The organism is Nonomuraea sp. NPDC052265 (genome assembly GCF_044547985.1).
GTDB lineage: Bacteria > Actinomycetota > Actinomycetes > Streptosporangiales > Streptosporangiaceae > Nonomuraea.
The window spans coordinates 48,187-62,155 of sequence record NZ_JBIUBJ010000021.1; the positions used below are offsets into that span (position 1 = coordinate 48,187).

A 13,969-nucleotide genomic window follows, 5' to 3' on the forward strand; every position below is an offset into this window, starting at 1 on the left:
TCAGTACTCCAGTTTGTCGCGCCGGGTCAGCCGGAGGGTGAGCGCGGCGAAGGTGATCGTGCAGAAGAACAGGGCGACCCCGAGGGCCGAGGCGTAGCCGAACTTCGCGTAGCCGAAGGCGTTGCGGTAGACCTCGTTGGCCAGCACGGTCGTGCTGTAGTCGGGGCCGCCGCGCTCGGCCGACAACACGAACACGATCGAGAACGCGTCGAAGGCGGCCACCCCGAGATAGACCCAGCCGACCTGCACGGTGTGCCGCAGCAGCGGCAGGGTGACGTGGAAGAACGACGCGGCCCGCCCGGCCCCGTCGATCTGCGCCGACTCGTGCAGCTCGCGCGGGATGGCGGCCATGCCGGCCGAGAACAGCACGACGTGGAAGCCGACGGCCTGCCAGACCAGCACGCCCAGGATCGACCACAGGGCCAGGCCGGGGTCGGTGAGGAAGCCGACCGGCTCCAGGCCGAGCCGCATGAGCAGGCCGTTGATCACGCCGCTGCGGTCGGGGCGGAGCACCGACTGGAACATCACCGCGACGATCGTGACCGACAGCACCTGCGGGAAGAAGAACACCACCCGGTAGAAGCCCGACCCGGCGACGCCGGTGCCCGGCCGGTCGCCTCCGGCGTTGAGCAGGTACGCGAACAGCAGCGCCAGCCCGAGCGTGATGACCGGCAGCGCGGCCAGCAGGATCGCGTTGTGCGAGAGGGCCTTCCAGAAGACGGGGTCGGCCAGCAGGCGCCGGAAGTTGTCCAGCCCGACGAACGCGGGCCTGGCGTCGATGCCGCGCCAGTCGGTCATCGAGATCTGGAACGCCTGCGCGTACGGGGAGACGACGTAGACGACGTAGAGGAGGACGGGGAGGGCGAGGAAGGTCGCGGCGAAGCGCCGCCGTCCGTGCCGCACGGCGGGTTACCTGGAGAACTTCTTGATCGAGGAGTCCTTCTTGACGGCGTCGGCCTTGCGCTGCAGCCGCTCGGCCCACTGGGCGGCGGTGATGCCGCCGGTCATGAGCTGCCCGGTGGCGGCGTCGAGCTCGGTGGCGAGCTCCTTGTACCACTCGTGCACCCGCCAGTTGACCAGGGCGGTCCCGGCGGCGTCGAGCGCGGCGGCGGCGCTCTTGAGCCCGGCCCCGGCCTGCGGCGGCAGCGCCGCGCCGCGGACCGTGGTCAGGGTGCTGATCAGGCCGCTGTACTTGCCGGCGCCCTCGCGGGAGACCATCGCGCGCAGGTACTCCATGCCGGCCGCCGGGTTCCGGCTCCTGGCGGCGACGACGAAGCCGGAGCCGGGCATCGCGTGCAGGGCGGTGCCCGGCATCGCCTCGGCGGCCTCCAGCGCGGGGACGGGGAACATGGCGTAGCCGAAGTCGGCGGGGGCGACCTTCTTCTGCTCGTTCTCCAGCCAGGAGCCGTTGGGGATGACGGCGACCTCGCCGCTGTTCTGCCTGGCCTGCGACTCGGTGTGGTTGAGCCCTTCGGTGCCCTGCAGCAGGAACCCCCTGGCGTGCAGCTCGCCGAACGCGGCGGCCGCCCTGGTCAGGGCGTCGGCCTGCCAGGCGCCGTCCTCCAGGTTGTCGACCCGCTTCATCACCTCGGGGCCGCCGTGCTTGACGGCCATGGTGAGGATGGCCTCCCACACGTATCCCGGGTACTTGCCGGCGTAGGCGAACGGCGCGATGCCGGCCTTCTTCATCGTGGCGCACAGGGTGAGGAAGTCGTCCCAGGTGGCGGGGGCCGTCCAGCCCTTCTGGGCGAACAGCTTGGCGGAGTGCCAGAAGCCGAAGATCATGAACACGTACGGCAGGCTGTAGGGACGGCCGTCGAAGGAACCCGCCTCGACGGCGGCGGGCAGCAGGACGTCGCGCACCTTCGTGCCCGGGTCGTCCCAGGAGGGGGCCTCCAGCAGCGGCGTGAGGTCCTGGAGCTGGCCGCCCTGCACCAGCGCGGCCAGGTCGAGCGCCTGGGCGCCGTCGTTGTTGATGACCTCGGGCGGGTTGCCGCCGACGAAGCGCGGCTGGAGCGTGCCGGAGATCTCCTTGGTGCTGGAGTGCTTGAGCCGCACCTTGGGATGGCGGCTCAGGAACAGCGGCTCGTGGATGGTGGTGGCGTAGGCGTCGCCGAGGCCGCCGTCGAAGATGACGATCTCCAGGGGGCCGTTCTCGTCGAGGCCGAGCGGGTTGGCGGCGCTGATGGCGCCGGTGGCGGCCGGTTCGGGGGCGGCGGGGCCGCCGGGGACGGCGCAGGCCGTGGCCAGCAGGCCGGCCCCGGTCAGGGCGGCTCCGCGCAGGAGCTGCCGCCGGGAGGGGTGGTTCATGGTGGTACTCCTGGTTACCTGGTGGTACGGCGGATGCGCCCGTCGTACCGCTCTTCGAGGCGGCGGTTGTGCTCGTCGCCGCCGTGGACGTTCGCCGACAGGTACACCGGCGGCCGCGTGCCCGACTCCTCCAGGCGGCGGGCCACCTCGGCCACGATCTGCTGGGCCAGCAGGGCGCCGGTGATGGAGGAGACGCCGCAGACGCGGCCGCCGTCGCGCAACGGCAGGATCGCGTCGCCGTACGGCGCGCCGTTGTCCAGCACAATGTCGGCGTGATCACCCAGACGCAGTCCCGAGGGGTGGCGGGAGGACATGCGGCCGGAGTGCTCGGCCGAGGTGACCGCGATCAGCGGATGGCCGCGCTCCTTGACCAGGGCGGCGAGCTCGACGATCGAGCCGTTGACCCCGGAGTTGGAGGCGATGACGAACACGTCGCGCGGGTGCGGCGCGGCCAGCTCGTACAGGCGCGACGCGACGCCGGGGTCGCGCTCCAGCAGCGGGTCGGACAGCACGCCGGGCTCCGCGCCGCCGAGCAGCACGAGGTCGCGCAGCTCGATGCGGTTGGCGGCGACGAGCCCGCCGGCCCGGCCGGTCAGCTCCAGGGCGAACGCCTCGGAGTGGCCGCTGCCGAAGGCCTGGAGCACCCCGCCGGCCTCGACCGCGTCGGCGATCAACGCCGCCGCCTTGTCCACCAGCGGCGCCTGGGACGTGCTCACCTTGCCCAGGACGTCCTGGAGCGCGCTGAAATAGCCGGCCGCGGAGAGGAAGGACATCGGCATCCCGTTCTGGTAGCGATGAATTTTTCTCTGTGGCCGCTAAGGTGCGGGACGGTCCGGCCCCGCGTCAAGGGGTTCCCGATAACAACTTCGCGGTTGACGCGTCACGCGAAGACAAATTATTCTCCGTTGCGATGATGAGAGGCAGGACATCCATGCAGAGCCCGTTGGAGGGCGTCGTCGCCCGGATCGCCGAGATGGCGCCGTCGATGCCGGAGGCGCAGCGCACGATCGCCGACCTGGTGCTGACCGATCCCGGCGCGGTGGCCCGCCTGACGATCCTCGACCTGGCCGACCGGTGCGGCGTCTCCACCGGCAGCGTCACCCGCCTGTGCCGCTCGCTCGGCCTGAACGGCTACGCCGAGCTGCGCCTGGCGCTGGCCTCCGACAGCGGCCGGTCCAAGGCCGAGCCGTGGAGCCTGAGCATCGGCGCCGACGTGACCGAGCACGACGGGCTGCCGCGCATCGCCGAGGTGGTCTCGGCCGCGATCGCCCAGGCCACCACCGAGACCCTGGCCGGGCTCGACCTGGCGGCGGCCGCGCGCGCCTGCTCGCTGATCGCCGCGGCCCGCAGGGTGTGGGTGTTCGGCGCCGGAGGCAGCTCCACGGTGGCCTCGGAGCTGCAGCAACGGCTCTACCACGTCGGCGTGCCGGCCTGGACCTCGACCGACACGCACATCGCGCTCAGCGGCACCGCGCTGCTCGGCCCCGGCGACGTGGTCGTGGCGATCTCGCACAGCGGGCGCACCAAGGAGGTGGTCGACCTGGTGAGCGAGGCGATGTCGCACGGCGCGGCCACCATCGCGATCTGCAACGACCCCGCCTCGCCGCTGGCCGCCCGCGCCGAGCTGACGCTGCTGACCCGGGTGGCGCAGACCGGGTTCCGCACCGAGGCGATGGCCGCCCGGCACGGCCAGCTCGCCGTGATCGACGTGCTGTTCATCACCGTCGCCCAGCGCACCTTCGACCAGGCCGGCGAGACCATGGCGGCGGCCCAGCAGGCCGTCCAGCCGTACAAGAACCAGGGGAGCTGATGGACCGGATCACCGACGTCCGCGTCTTCGTGGCCGACTTCGTCAACCTGCCGCCCGCGGCGGCCGATCCCGGCGACGGCGAGGCGTTGCGCCAGTGGAAGCGGCGCAAGGTCGCCAGCCCCATGTCGCAGCACGCCGACTTCCGCGACGACCGCATGGCCGCCATCGGGCCCGACTCGCAGCAGACCGTGGTCGTCGAGGTCGAGAGCGCGTCCGGGCACGTGGGGTTCGGCACCACCAACGGCGGCGTGGTGGTCGCCACCCTCGCCGCCCTCCACCTGGCCTATCTCGTCCGGGGGCAGAGCCCCTTCGACCACGAGCGGCTGTGGGACCGCATGTTCAACAGCACCCTCCACTACGGGCGCAAGGGCCTGGCCCTGCACGCGATCTCCGCCGTCGACCTGGCGATCTGGGACCTGCACGGCCGCATCACCCAGACCCCCGTGCACACCCTGCTCGGCGGGGCGGTGCACGCCGACGTCGAGCTGTACGCGACCGGCCCGCGTCCCGAGGCCGCCCGCGAGCTCGGCTTCCGGGGCGCGAAGATCCCCCTGACCTACGCCCCCGTCGAGGGCGAGGACGGCTTCCGCGCCAACGTCTCGATCGCCGAGCAGGCCCGCCGGGCGGCCGGCCCGGACTTCCCGCTGATGTACGACTGCTGGATGTCGCTCGACGTCGACTACGCCGCCCGCCTGGCCCACGCCGTCGCCCCGCTCGGCTTCGACTGGATCGAGGAGCCGCTGCGCCCCGACGACTACGCCGCCCACCGGCGCCTGCGCGACCGGCTGCCGTCGCCGATGGCGCTGGCCTCGGGCGAGCACGAGTACACCGCCGCCGGCTTCGGCCTGCTCTGCGAGTCCGGGGTCGACGTCGTGCAGCCCGACCCCAACTGGTGCGGCGGGCTCACCGAGCTGCGCCGGATCTCCACGGTGGCCCGCGCCCACGGCGTGCGGCTCGTCCCCCACACCGGCGGCCACTACGCCTACCACTTCGTGGCCACCCGGCCCGAGCCGCCGCTGGCCGAGTTCGGCATGTTCGTGGGCGACTGCGATTGGCTCGTCCCGCAACATCCCCTCTGCACCGGCGAGACGTTCCCCGTGGACGGCCGGGTGCGGCTCGGCGACGCGCCCGGTTTCGGGCTGGAGCTCGACCCGTCCGTCCCGTTGCGGCGCGTCGCGTGACCGTCCGCCTGGGGGTGATCGGCCTGGGCTGGTGGGCCCGCTTCGCCCACCTTCCGGCCATCGCGGCCGCGCCCGGGGTGCGCCTGGCCGCCGTGTGCGACCCCGATCCGGAACGCGCCGAGCTCGGGGTGCCCGCCTTCGCCGACCCGGCCGAGCTGTACGCCTCCGGCCTGGTGGACGGCGTCGTCATCGCCACCCCGCACGCCACGCACCACGCGCTGGCCAGGGCCGCGCTGGAGTCGGGCGTCCACGTGCTGGTCGAGAAGCCCATGACGACCACCGCGGCCGAGGCGTGGGACCTGGTGGCCACGGCCGAACGCACCGGGACGCACCTGTCGGTCGGCTACACCGGCCAGTACAGCGCCGCCGCCGTCCGGGTGCGGCAGGCCGTACGGGAGGGGGAGATCGGCGAGCTGGTCTGCGTCAACGGCGACTTCTCCTCCGTCATGATGAGCCTGTTCACCGGCTCGGCCACCTACGCCGCCCCGGCCGCCGGAGGTCAGGGCCACTCGCAGCTCACGCATCTGGCCGGCGCCCTGACCAGGGCCACGGGGCAGAGCGCCGAGCAGGTCTTCGCCTTCATGGACCACCGCTCGCTGCCGGTGGACGTGGTCGACGCGCTCACCTTCCGCCTGACCGGCGGCGCGGTGGGCTCCCTGACCGCCACCGGGACCGTGCCCGAGGGCCTGCCCACCCGCCAGCGCCTGCGCCTGTACGGCACCGCCGGCATGGTCGAGCACGACCTCCAGCACGGCACGGCCACCGTCCACCGGCCCGACGGCGCGCTCGTCCGCCTGTCCCCCGACCCGAGCCACGCCGCGTGGGCCAAACACGCGCCGGTGGAGGCGTTCGGGGAGCTGATCGCGGGCCGGGGCCCCAACCACGCGCCGGGCGACGACGCGGCGGCGGCGGTCGCCCTGGTCGAAGCCGCCTACGAGTCAGCCAGAACCGGCCACCCCGTCATCGTCCCGCCGCGCCCCCGCCCCCGGTGAGCGGCGGGCCGGCAGCGCGAAGCGGTGGGCGTGGGCCGTCAGCGGCCGGCCGCCTGCCATCCGCTCGTGCAGGGCGCGCAGGCGGTGGCCGTGCCGGACGGCGTCGAAGGCGGGGGCCTGCCACGGCACCATCCGCAGGAACAGCACGAGCGCCCCGACGTCGTGGAACACCGTCCGCACCCGGGCCTGCGCGCTCCACGTCACGGTGAGCCCCGCCTCGGTCAGCCCGGCGGCGGCCCGGCGAGGTCCCAGCCCTCGATCGCCGCCGCCGACGCCTCCGCGACCAGCTCGTCGTACCCCATGACCGTGATCGTCCCCGACGCCGCCGCCACCCGTCACCCGGTTTTCCGACGGAGGGCCTGGCCGGTCAGTGACTTTCGGCCCTGACCGGGGCGGCGTCCCGCCGGGAAGGGTGGGACCGCGGGCGGCCTGAGGAGCGGCACGCGCGTGTGCGCGCCCCGACCGTCGTCTTCGACCAGCAAGCCTCCTGTAAGGACGTGACCATGTGCAATTACTGCGGCTGCCGGGAGTTTCCGCTGATCGGCCGCCTGTCCCAGGAGCATTGGGACATCCAGGAGTGCGCGGGGGCGCTGCGCCGCGCCGTCGGGGAGACGCGTCACGGCGAGGCCGTGTCGCTTCTGGAGGACCTGATGGCCCGGCTCGTCCCGCACACCGACACCGAGGCGAGCGGGCTGTTCGCCGAACTGCGCGCCGAAGGCTCGCTGGCCGAGGAGGTGGAACGGCTGTGCGCCGAGCACGCCGACATCCACGGCATCCTCGGCGCGGTCGACCCGGCCGCGCCCGACTGGCCCGCCGTGCTGGACGCCCTCGACCGCCTCCACTGGCACATCGACCACGAGGAGCACGGCCTGTTCCCGGCGGCCGTCATCATGCTGCCGCTGGCCGCCTGGGACCGCATCACGCCCGTCCCGTCCCCCGCGACGACCGGCTGACCGGCGCACGTGCCCCGGAGCGGGTCAGCACCAGCGGCAGCAGCGGGGACAGCGCGGCGGCGACCTCGTGCGCCGGCCGGGTTGCCACGACCACCAGATCGGCGGCCAGCGCCACCTCGAACCAGACGATAGCCGCTCCCAGCATCCAGGCCGCGCCGGTGTGCGGCTTCCTGCGCCGCAGCGCGTCGGCCAGCGGCGTGAGCGCCGCCAGCCCGCCGGCCGCGTACGCCGCCAGCCCCGCGAGCGCCACCCACCGCCAGCCCGCCAGCAGCCCGGTGACGGCCACCGTCAGCCCCGGCGCGGCCAGCCACAACCCCACGCGCGAGGCCCGGCGGGTCCGCTCCGACATGCGGGTGCGCAGGACCGTCGGCCACAGCGTGAAGAGGGTGCCGAGCACGGTGAGCCCGACCCAGCCGAAGACGTTCACCTGGGAGTGGGCGGCGCTCATCCGTTCGTGGAGCGCGCCCTGGACGGCCTGGGCGGCCATCAGCCCGCCGAGGACACCGCCGGCGGCCAGCGCGCAGGCGGCGGTGACGTACCAGCCGATGACGTGGCCGAACCGGCCGGGCAGCGCGCCGCGTACGAGCAGGACCAGGACGGTCGCGTGCCACAGCGCCACGCCCGCCAGCAGCGCCGCGCCGGCCGCCGCCACCTGCCACGGCCCGTACGCCACCCCGGCCAGCACGGCGACCGTGGCCGTGTTGAGCAGGGCAAGCCGGGTCAGGCTCCCCCACTCGGACGGCCCGCGCACGCGCAGCAGCGCCACGGTGAAGTGCTCGCTCCAGATCAGCACGGCCGTGCTGACCGCGCCCAGCAGGAACACGTGGATCAGCAGCCACGACGGCGCCGGCAGCGCGTCGCCCGCCAGGGCGGCCACGACGGTCAGGCCCAGCCAGGCGACGACGATCGCGTTCGCGCGCAGGTGCCAGGACGCGCGGGCGCGTCGCGGCGGCGGCAGGTCGATCGGCCTGCCGCTCTCTATGCGGATGTCGACCGGCATCCCGGAAACCTCCCTGTCACACGAACGTCGATGGAACGCGGCCCGCGCCGGTCAGGCACGCCGGGGCCCCGAGCCGGTCGATGACCTCGTACACCGGGCGGCGGGGGACGCGCGGGACCGGCGGGCCGTACCCGAGCCTGATCAGCATCTGCACATGCCCGAACGGTCCGGGCCGGTCGCCGCGGTGCTGTGGTGGGCGCAGGTCGAGCGGCTGGCTGAACATCGAGGCCGCCACGCCGTGCGCGGTGGCGGTGAGCAGGACGCGTTGCAGGGCCTGACCGGCGCGCAGCCAGTCGCGCGGGCCGTCACCGCGGGTGAACAGGGCGGCGAGCTGCGGATCGGGCTCGAAGTCCGCGACCTCGCCGCTCCCCCGCCCGCGCCGCGCGCCGCCACCGCCGAAGTCGCGCATGGGCAGCTCGCCGTGACGGGGACGGGGGCCGAAGGCGTCGGCGGGGACGCCGTCGGGGCCGCCCTCGGGACGGGTCCAGCGGGCCAGCTCGGCCCGGTACGCGGCGTCGGCGGCGCGCGAGGCGAAGGGCTTGTCCCAGGGGCGGGCGCCGGGGACGCCGATGCCGGTCATCGCGGGGTTCCCGGCATGACGGTGACTGCGGGCATGCCTCCACGATGTCGCGGCGGGCCGTGCCGCCGTCAGGGACCAAAGTCCCTTTCCGTACGTCCGATCGGCCATGCTCAGGTGGCCGGCAGCGCGGCGGCCAGCAGGACGACGCCGATCGATCCCGCCAGGGCGCTGACGGCCATGGCGCGGGCCAGGCGGGGACGGGCGTGGGCGGCGGCCCAGCCGTGCAGGGCGGCGGCGGCCATGACGGCGCAGAAGAGCAGGAGTTTGGCGGCCAGGGTGCGGCCGTAGCCGGGTTCGGCGAGCGAGGCCCAGGTGACGCCCTTGTGCCAGGCGATGGCCAGGCCGGTGGCGAGCTGGAGGGGCAGGAACACAGCGGCGGTGAGCAGGCCGAAGCGGCGTCCGACGGCGTCCAGCATCCGGGTGCGGCGCTCCTCGTCGAGCAGGCGGCGGGCCGACGGCAGCAGCACGAGGGAGACCGCGAGCTGGCCGCCGACCCACAGCGCGGCCCCGAGCACGTGCAGGAAGCGCACCACCGACCACCAGGTCATCGCGCGCCCACCCGCTCTTCGGCGGCCTGGCGGCGGGGGATGCCGGTCGCGCCGAGGTGGAGCCGGGCGTAGAAGTCCTCCAGCGCGGCCAGGGTGCTGTTGATCGTGCTGGGGGCGTAGCGGCCGTCCAGCTCGCCGTGGTAGGCGTGCGCGGTGCGGACGGCCACGGTCGTGTCGGCCAGCGGTTCGCCCGCCAGCAGGCCGCGGGCCGAGGCGGCGGCGACCCACGTCAGGTAGCGGCCGACCCGGCGCAGGTAGCTGGCCCGGCTGGAGGCGGCCAGCGGCGAACCGGCCAGCGCGGCGGCGTACGCGGCCAGCATCGTGTCGTAGGGCGCGGCGAGCCCGCGGGCCCTTCGTCCCTCTCGCGTGGGCGCCTCATACATGGGCGGCCGGCTCCTTCTGGTAGGGGAAACTGCCCGGCTCGTAGGCGTACCACGGCTCCTCGCCGAGGACGTCGCCGGAGCAGGCGTAGGCGCGTGATCGGGAGCCGCCGCAGATCGTGCGGAACTCGCACGCCCCGCACCGCCCGCCCAGCCGGTCGGGGTCGCGCAGCGCGGTGAACAGCGGCGAGGACCGGTAGATCTCGGTCAGCGGACGGTCGCGGATGAACGGGCTCGCGGCGACGTCGCGCCGGACCCGGCGCAGCGGCTCGCGGGCGGCTGGTGCGGTCATGCGGGTGCTCCTCGCAGAAGGTGGTCCACGACGTCGGCGGCCGAGTGGTCGTCGGGCAGGCCGTCCAGGAAGCCGAGGTCCTGGCCCAGGGTGAGCAGGGCGGGTTCGTGGTAGCCGTCGGCGCGGCGCTGGCCCAGGCCGATGGCGGCGGTCAGCCCGTTGCACAGGCACTGGCGGCCTTCGGCCTCCTCGGCCGGCCGGCCCTTGCGGACGTAGGCGTCCACGGGTTCGGCGGGACAGCGGTAGCCGATCGCGCCGCCGGGCCTGGCGTACGGGGTGCGCAGGTAGCCCAGGTCGCACAGCCTCGGACGCCGGTCGTGCACCTCGGGCTCCGACAGCGTGCCGGGCAGGCTCGCGACCTTGAACGGGAAGCCGGTGGGCGAGGCGCGCGGGTCGTTGCGTACCTCCAGCGCGCCCCGGCGTGCCCGGCTCAGCATGCGCCGTCTGAGGCCGTCGTCCAGGCCCGACTCCCGGCACAGGGCGAACGCCGTCCCGACCTGGATGCCGGTGGCCCCGGCGGCCCGCGCGCCGGCCGCGCCGCCGGGGGCGGCGTACCCGCCGGCCAGCCAGAACGGCAGCCCGAGCGCGGCGACCTTGGCGAGGTCGGCCTCGTCGCGCGGGCCGTAGACGGGTTCGCCGCGCTCGTCCACCAGCAGCCGGCCGCGCGGCGGCGCGCTGTGCCCGCCGGCCGCCGGCGTCTCCAGGACGAACCCGTCGGGCCTGGTCACGGGCGAGCGGGCCAGGTAGAGGGCCAGCACGTGGGAGGAGACGATCGCCAGCAGCCTGGGCCGCCGCAGCGGCTCGGCGGGCGCGGGCCACAGGGCGGCCGGGTCGAGGCCGGCCGTGTGGCGGGCGTCGCCGGCCTCGGCCACCGTGACGGCGATCTCGGCCGGGCGGTGCGCGGCGAAGGCGTCGAGCAGCGCCGGGATCTCCGCCGGGATGCCGGCGCCCATCAGCACGTAGTCGACGCCGGCCAGCATCGCGCCGTACGCGGCGGCCGGCGTGGCGAGCTGGATCTTCTCCAGGTAGTTGACGCCGACCGGCCCGTCGTGGCCCTGCTTGGCCAGGAAGACCTCGGCGAAGTTGGCGACCACGGCCAGCTCGTCGCGGGCCCGGCTGCGCCGCAGCCCGAGCCGGGGCACCGGCCGGTACGGCGTGCCGGGCGCGATCCCGCCGGGCACGAAGTAGCGTCCGAGCACCCGTTCGGCGATCCCGGGGATCGGGAAGCAGGCCAGCGCCCGGCGCAGGTGGCCGCCGGGGTCGCCGCGCTGCAGGTGGCGGGCCAGGGTGACGTCCAGGGCGGTGCCCGACACCACACCGAGCTGCCCGGTACGGGCGACCGCGCGCGCCAGCCGCCACCCGGACACCCCGACGCCCATGCCGCCCTGGATCAGGACGGGGAGCGCGGCCTCAGACACGCCGCGCCCGCAGCGTCCCGGCCCAGGTGAGCACGTCGGCGTTGATCTCCCTGGCCACCTCGCGGGTCGCCAGGATGTGCACGACGTCGTCCTCGGGCAGCGTCTCGACCATGAGCGACAGGCCGTCGCAGTCGCTGACGTGCGGCAGGATCTCCCGTACCAGGGCGATGCCCCAGGCGGCCTGGTTCTCGTCGATCTCGCCCAGGCCGTCGATCGCGGCCAGGTCGGCCAGCTCGGCCAGCTCGCGGATGTTGCGGATGGTGTCGTCGTGGTCGCTGAGCAGTTTGTCCACGTAGGGCGCGCCGAAGACGGATGTCAGGCCGGGGTACATGGCTTCTTCCTCGTAGCGGAAGTGCGGCCCGACGGCCGCCGAGAGGGTCTGCACCAGCTTCCCCACCCGCGCCGCGTCGCCCGTCCCGAAGGCGTCGATCAGGGCGAGCAGCAGGTCCCTGACCTCGCGGTGCTCGGCGTGGAAGGTCTCGGTGAAGTGGTGGGCGATGGACAGCACACAGTCCTCCAGCTGCGTAGTTCCGGGCGTCACCGGTGGCGTGGCCGGTCGCATGGCCGGTCGCATGGCCGGTCGCATGGCCTGTCGCATGGTCTCCGTCCCCGTCACTCGTCGGCGGCGAGGGTGGCGCCGGAGGCCAGCAGGGCGGCGCCGGTGACGGTCAGCAGCCCGCCCAGGCCGATGACCAGGTTGCCGAGCTGCCAGGCCTGGTAGGCGTTGAGCAGGGAGGCGCGCAGCATCTGGCCGGTGAAGGCGGTCTGCCGCAGGCCCTCCAGCTCGGCGTCCTCGCCGCCCGCCTCGAACAGCGCGGCGCTGACCTGCGCGTACGTCCGGCCGCCGGTGGCGGTCAGCACGTTGCGGCCGATCACCTGGGCGTAGGCCCTGGCCTGCGGGCCGGTCAGGACGTCGCGGCCCTGGTGGGCGGCGAGCCCGGCGGGCAGCCCCTTGCCGGGGAAGCTGATGGCCTGGCGGCGCAGCTCGTCCCGGATCTCGGCGCGCGCCTGGACGCCCCGGGCGGCCATGACGGGGCCGGCGGCCACCATCGCGGCGCCGGCGGCGCCCAGCAGCGCGCTCGCCGCGCCTCGGACAACGCTCATGTCGTGCTCCTCACGTGGATCGCGGGTGGATCGCCGAACGGGCCGTCAGCCGGCGGCGAGCCACAGGTCGGGGCCGAAGACCTCGTAGCGCACGTCGCGCGCCGCCACGCCCGCCTTCAGCAGCGCGGCGCGCGCCTCGCGCATGAACGGCAGCGGCCCGCACAGGTAGGCGACCGCGCCCCGCGGGATCGGGACGCCGTCGAGGTCCATCAGGCCGTCGCGGTCGGGGTCCTGGGCGCCGCGCTCGTACCAGAAGACGTGCTCGGGGGCCAGGCGGGTCGTGTCCTCGCGCAGCGCGTGCCGGTCGGGCGAGCGGTCGGCGTGCAGGGTCAGCACGCGGCGGCGCGAGCCGGTGGCGGCGAGGTGGTCGAGCATGGCCACCATGGGGGTACAGCCGATGCCGGCGCTGACCAGCACCAGGGGCGCCTCGGAGTCGTCCAGCGTCACGTCGCCGAAGGGCGCCGACAGGGTGAGCTCGTCGCCCTGGCGCACGGTGGCGTGCAGCAGGGTGGACACCTCTCCGGCGGGGTCGTCGTCCACGCGCTTGACGGTGATCCTGCGCAGGCCGTCGCCGGCGTTGGACAGCGTGTACTGGCGGAGCTGGCGCACGCCGTCGGGCATCTCGATCTGGACGCTGACGTACTGGCCGGGGCGGGCGGGCGGCGGCGGCTCCTCGCCGATCGGGGTGAGCAGGAAGGAGGCGACGTCGGGCGTCTCCTCGCGGCGGCCGGCCACCCGCCAGCGCCGCCAGGTGCGGCCCTCGGTGGCGCCGGCCTCGGCGTAGATGCGGGCCTCCATCGCGATCAGGGCGCCGGCCATCAGCCAGTAGACCTCGTCCCAGGCGGCGGCGACCTCGGGGGTGACGGCCTCGCCCAGCACCTCGGCGATCGCGCCGAACAGGTACTTGTGGACGATCACGTACTGGTCGTCGGTGACGCCGACCGCGGTGTGCTTGTGCGCGATGCGCGCGAGCAGGTGGTCGGGGCGCTGGTCGGGGTGGTCCAGGAGCATGGTGGCGAAGGCGGCGACGGAGGCCGCCAGCGCCTTGCGCTGCTCGCCGCTGGCCTGGTTGCCGCGGTTGAACAGGCCGTCCAGCAGCTCCGGCCGGTCGGCGAACATCGTCGCGTAGAACCGCTCGGTGATGGCGTCGAGCGAGGCGCCGACGACGGGCAGCGTGGCGCGGACGACGGCGGCGGATTCCGCGGACAGCATGTGACCTCCACAGTCCCAGGGGAACGGGCCCGCGATCACGGGCCGGATTTCAGGCTAGGGAGCCCGGCCGGGCCGTTCACCGGGGCGAACGTCCGCACTTGCAGGGCCGAAGGTCCCGGACGGGACATCCGGGCGCCCGCGGCGGGCGGCCCGGCCGTTTCGCCGCCGCCCACGCGACCTCTCGGTGAG

At 74.5% G+C, this 13,969-nt stretch carries 17 protein-coding genes; 4 read left to right on the plus strand and 13 right to left on the minus strand.

Features of this window, described 5'->3' with window-relative positions; translation table 11 throughout:
* Genes ACIHAD_RS39600 through ACIHAD_RS39610 form a run of 3 tightly spaced genes read right to left on the minus strand, consistent with a single transcriptional unit; the run spans position 1 to position 3,089 of the window.
* Positions 1-903 carry a carbohydrate ABC transporter permease gene (locus ACIHAD_RS39600; RefSeq protein WP_397359915.1) on the minus strand — a complete coding sequence of 301 codons (903 nt, stop codon included), beginning with the start codon at positions 901-903 and terminating at the stop codon, positions 1-3.
* Positions 904-909: 6 nt separating this feature from the next.
* The gene (gene ngcE / locus ACIHAD_RS39605; protein ID WP_397359916.1) at positions 910-2,310 is read right to left on the minus strand and encodes an N-acetylglucosamine/diacetylchitobiose ABC transporter substrate-binding protein; all 1,401 of its coding nucleotides are present in this window, start codon (positions 2,308-2,310) and stop codon (positions 910-912) included.
* 14 nt (positions 2,311-2,324) lie between these two features.
* Complete coding sequence (locus tag ACIHAD_RS39610; protein WP_397359917.1) at positions 2,325-3,089, minus strand: sugar isomerase domain-containing protein; 765 nt, start codon at positions 3,087-3,089, stop codon at positions 2,325-2,327.
* A gap of 152 nt (positions 3,090-3,241) precedes the next feature.
* Here ACIHAD_RS39610 and ACIHAD_RS39615 point away from each other — a divergent pair, with 152 nt between their 5' ends.
* Genes ACIHAD_RS39615 through ACIHAD_RS39625 form a run of 3 tightly spaced genes read left to right on the plus strand, consistent with a single transcriptional unit; the run spans position 3,242 to position 6,293 of the window.
* A complete protein-coding gene (locus ACIHAD_RS39615) occupies positions 3,242-4,120 on the plus strand; it encodes a MurR/RpiR family transcriptional regulator (RefSeq protein ID WP_397359918.1) in 879 nt (292 codons plus the stop codon).
* Positions 4,120-5,301: an L-rhamnonate dehydratase gene (rhmD, locus tag ACIHAD_RS39620; RefSeq protein WP_397359919.1), complete on the plus strand. Its 1,182-nt coding sequence runs from the start codon at positions 4,120-4,122 to the stop codon at positions 5,299-5,301. The genes ACIHAD_RS39615 and rhmD overlap by 1 nt, the downstream gene beginning before the upstream one ends.
* Positions 5,298-6,293 (plus strand): Gfo/Idh/MocA family protein, encoded by a 996-nt coding sequence (locus ACIHAD_RS39625; RefSeq protein ID WP_397359920.1) that lies wholly within the window; start codon positions 5,298-5,300, stop codon positions 6,291-6,293. The genes rhmD and ACIHAD_RS39625 overlap by 4 nt, the downstream gene beginning before the upstream one ends.
* On the opposite strand, the gene ACIHAD_RS39630 is transcribed toward ACIHAD_RS39625, so the two are convergent.
* On the minus strand, positions 6,240-6,497 hold the full coding sequence (locus ACIHAD_RS39630; protein ID WP_397359921.1) for a hypothetical protein: 258 nt from the start codon (positions 6,495-6,497) through the stop codon (positions 6,240-6,242). The two genes, ACIHAD_RS39625 and ACIHAD_RS39630, sit on opposite strands and share 54 nt — an antisense overlap.
* A gap of 245 nt (positions 6,498-6,742) precedes the next feature.
* Here ACIHAD_RS39630 and ACIHAD_RS39635 point away from each other — a divergent pair, with 245 nt between their 5' ends.
* On the plus strand, positions 6,743-7,246 hold the full coding sequence (locus tag ACIHAD_RS39635) for a hemerythrin domain-containing protein (protein WP_397359922.1): 504 nt from the start codon (positions 6,743-6,745) through the stop codon (positions 7,244-7,246).
* Here the strand turns inward: ACIHAD_RS39635 and ACIHAD_RS39640 are convergent.
* The 9 genes from ACIHAD_RS39640 to ACIHAD_RS39680 all read right to left on the minus strand — a co-directional run bounded on the left by ACIHAD_RS39640 (position 7,212) and on the right by ACIHAD_RS39680 (position 13,780).
* Positions 7,212-8,246, minus strand: coding sequence for a hypothetical protein (locus ACIHAD_RS39640; RefSeq protein WP_397359923.1), 1,035 nt, complete (start codon positions 8,244-8,246; stop codon positions 7,212-7,214). The genes ACIHAD_RS39635 and ACIHAD_RS39640 overlap by 35 nt on opposite strands.
* Before the next feature lie 16 nt (positions 8,247-8,262).
* Positions 8,263-8,826: a hypothetical protein gene (locus tag ACIHAD_RS39645; RefSeq protein ID WP_397359924.1), complete on the minus strand. Its 564-nt coding sequence runs from the start codon at positions 8,824-8,826 to the stop codon at positions 8,263-8,265.
* 110 nt (positions 8,827-8,936) lie between these two features.
* The gene (locus tag ACIHAD_RS39650) at positions 8,937-9,374 is read right to left on the minus strand and encodes a hypothetical protein (protein WP_397359925.1); all 438 of its coding nucleotides are present in this window, start codon (positions 9,372-9,374) and stop codon (positions 8,937-8,939) included.
* On the minus strand, positions 9,371-9,757 hold the full coding sequence (locus tag ACIHAD_RS39655) for a hypothetical protein (protein ID WP_397359926.1): 387 nt from the start codon (positions 9,755-9,757) through the stop codon (positions 9,371-9,373). Before ACIHAD_RS39655 ends, ACIHAD_RS39650 begins: the two co-directional genes overlap by 4 nt.
* On the minus strand, positions 9,750-10,046 hold the full coding sequence (locus ACIHAD_RS39660; protein WP_397359927.1) for a hypothetical protein: 297 nt from the start codon (positions 10,044-10,046) through the stop codon (positions 9,750-9,752). The genes ACIHAD_RS39655 and ACIHAD_RS39660 overlap by 8 nt, the downstream gene beginning before the upstream one ends.
* Complete coding sequence (locus tag ACIHAD_RS39665; protein ID WP_397359928.1) at positions 10,043-11,464, minus strand: nitronate monooxygenase; 1,422 nt, start codon at positions 11,462-11,464, stop codon at positions 10,043-10,045. The genes ACIHAD_RS39660 and ACIHAD_RS39665 overlap by 4 nt, the downstream gene beginning before the upstream one ends.
* The gene (locus ACIHAD_RS39670; RefSeq protein WP_397359929.1) at positions 11,457-11,972 is read right to left on the minus strand and encodes a hemerythrin domain-containing protein; all 516 of its coding nucleotides are present in this window, start codon (positions 11,970-11,972) and stop codon (positions 11,457-11,459) included. Before ACIHAD_RS39670 ends, ACIHAD_RS39665 begins: the two co-directional genes overlap by 8 nt.
* 104 nt (positions 11,973-12,076) lie before the next feature.
* Complete coding sequence (locus ACIHAD_RS39675; protein WP_397359930.1) at positions 12,077-12,568, minus strand: hypothetical protein; 492 nt, start codon at positions 12,566-12,568, stop codon at positions 12,077-12,079.
* Positions 12,569-12,613: 45 nt separating this feature from the next.
* Positions 12,614-13,780, minus strand: coding sequence for a globin domain-containing protein (locus ACIHAD_RS39680; RefSeq protein WP_397359931.1), 1,167 nt, complete (start codon positions 13,778-13,780; stop codon positions 12,614-12,616).
* Positions 13,781-13,969 lie beyond the last annotated feature (189 nt).

Coding starts and splice junctions, on each gene's coding strand:
- ACIHAD_RS39660 (WP_397359927.1), bottom strand. CDS start 10,046: ATGACCGCACCAGCCGCCCGCGAGCCGCTGCGCCGGGTCCGGCGCGAC.
- ACIHAD_RS39615 (WP_397359918.1), top strand. CDS start 3,242: ATGCAGAGCCCGTTGGAGGGCGTCGTCGCCCGGATCGCCGAGATGGCG.
- ACIHAD_RS39675 (WP_397359930.1), bottom strand. CDS start 12,568: ATGAGCGTTGTCCGAGGCGCGGCGAGCGCGCTGCTGGGCGCCGCCGGC.
- ACIHAD_RS39645 (WP_397359924.1), bottom strand. CDS start 8,826: ATGACCGGCATCGGCGTCCCCGGCGCCCGCCCCTGGGACAAGCCCTTC.
- ACIHAD_RS39640 (WP_397359923.1), bottom strand. CDS start 8,246: ATGCCGGTCGACATCCGCATAGAGAGCGGCAGGCCGATCGACCTGCCG.
- ACIHAD_RS39610 (WP_397359917.1), bottom strand. CDS start 3,089: ATGCCGATGTCCTTCCTCTCCGCGGCCGGCTATTTCAGCGCGCTCCAG.
- rhmD (WP_397359919.1), top strand. CDS start 4,120: ATGGACCGGATCACCGACGTCCGCGTCTTCGTGGCCGACTTCGTCAAC.
- ngcE (WP_397359916.1), bottom strand. CDS start 2,310: ATGAACCACCCCTCCCGGCGGCAGCTCCTGCGCGGAGCCGCCCTGACC.
- ACIHAD_RS39655 (WP_397359926.1), bottom strand. CDS start 9,757: ATGTATGAGGCGCCCACGCGAGAGGGACGAAGGGCCCGCGGGCTCGCC.
- ACIHAD_RS39650 (WP_397359925.1), bottom strand. CDS start 9,374: ATGACCTGGTGGTCGGTGGTGCGCTTCCTGCACGTGCTCGGGGCCGCG.
- ACIHAD_RS39680 (WP_397359931.1), bottom strand. CDS start 13,780: ATGCTGTCCGCGGAATCCGCCGCCGTCGTCCGCGCCACGCTGCCCGTC.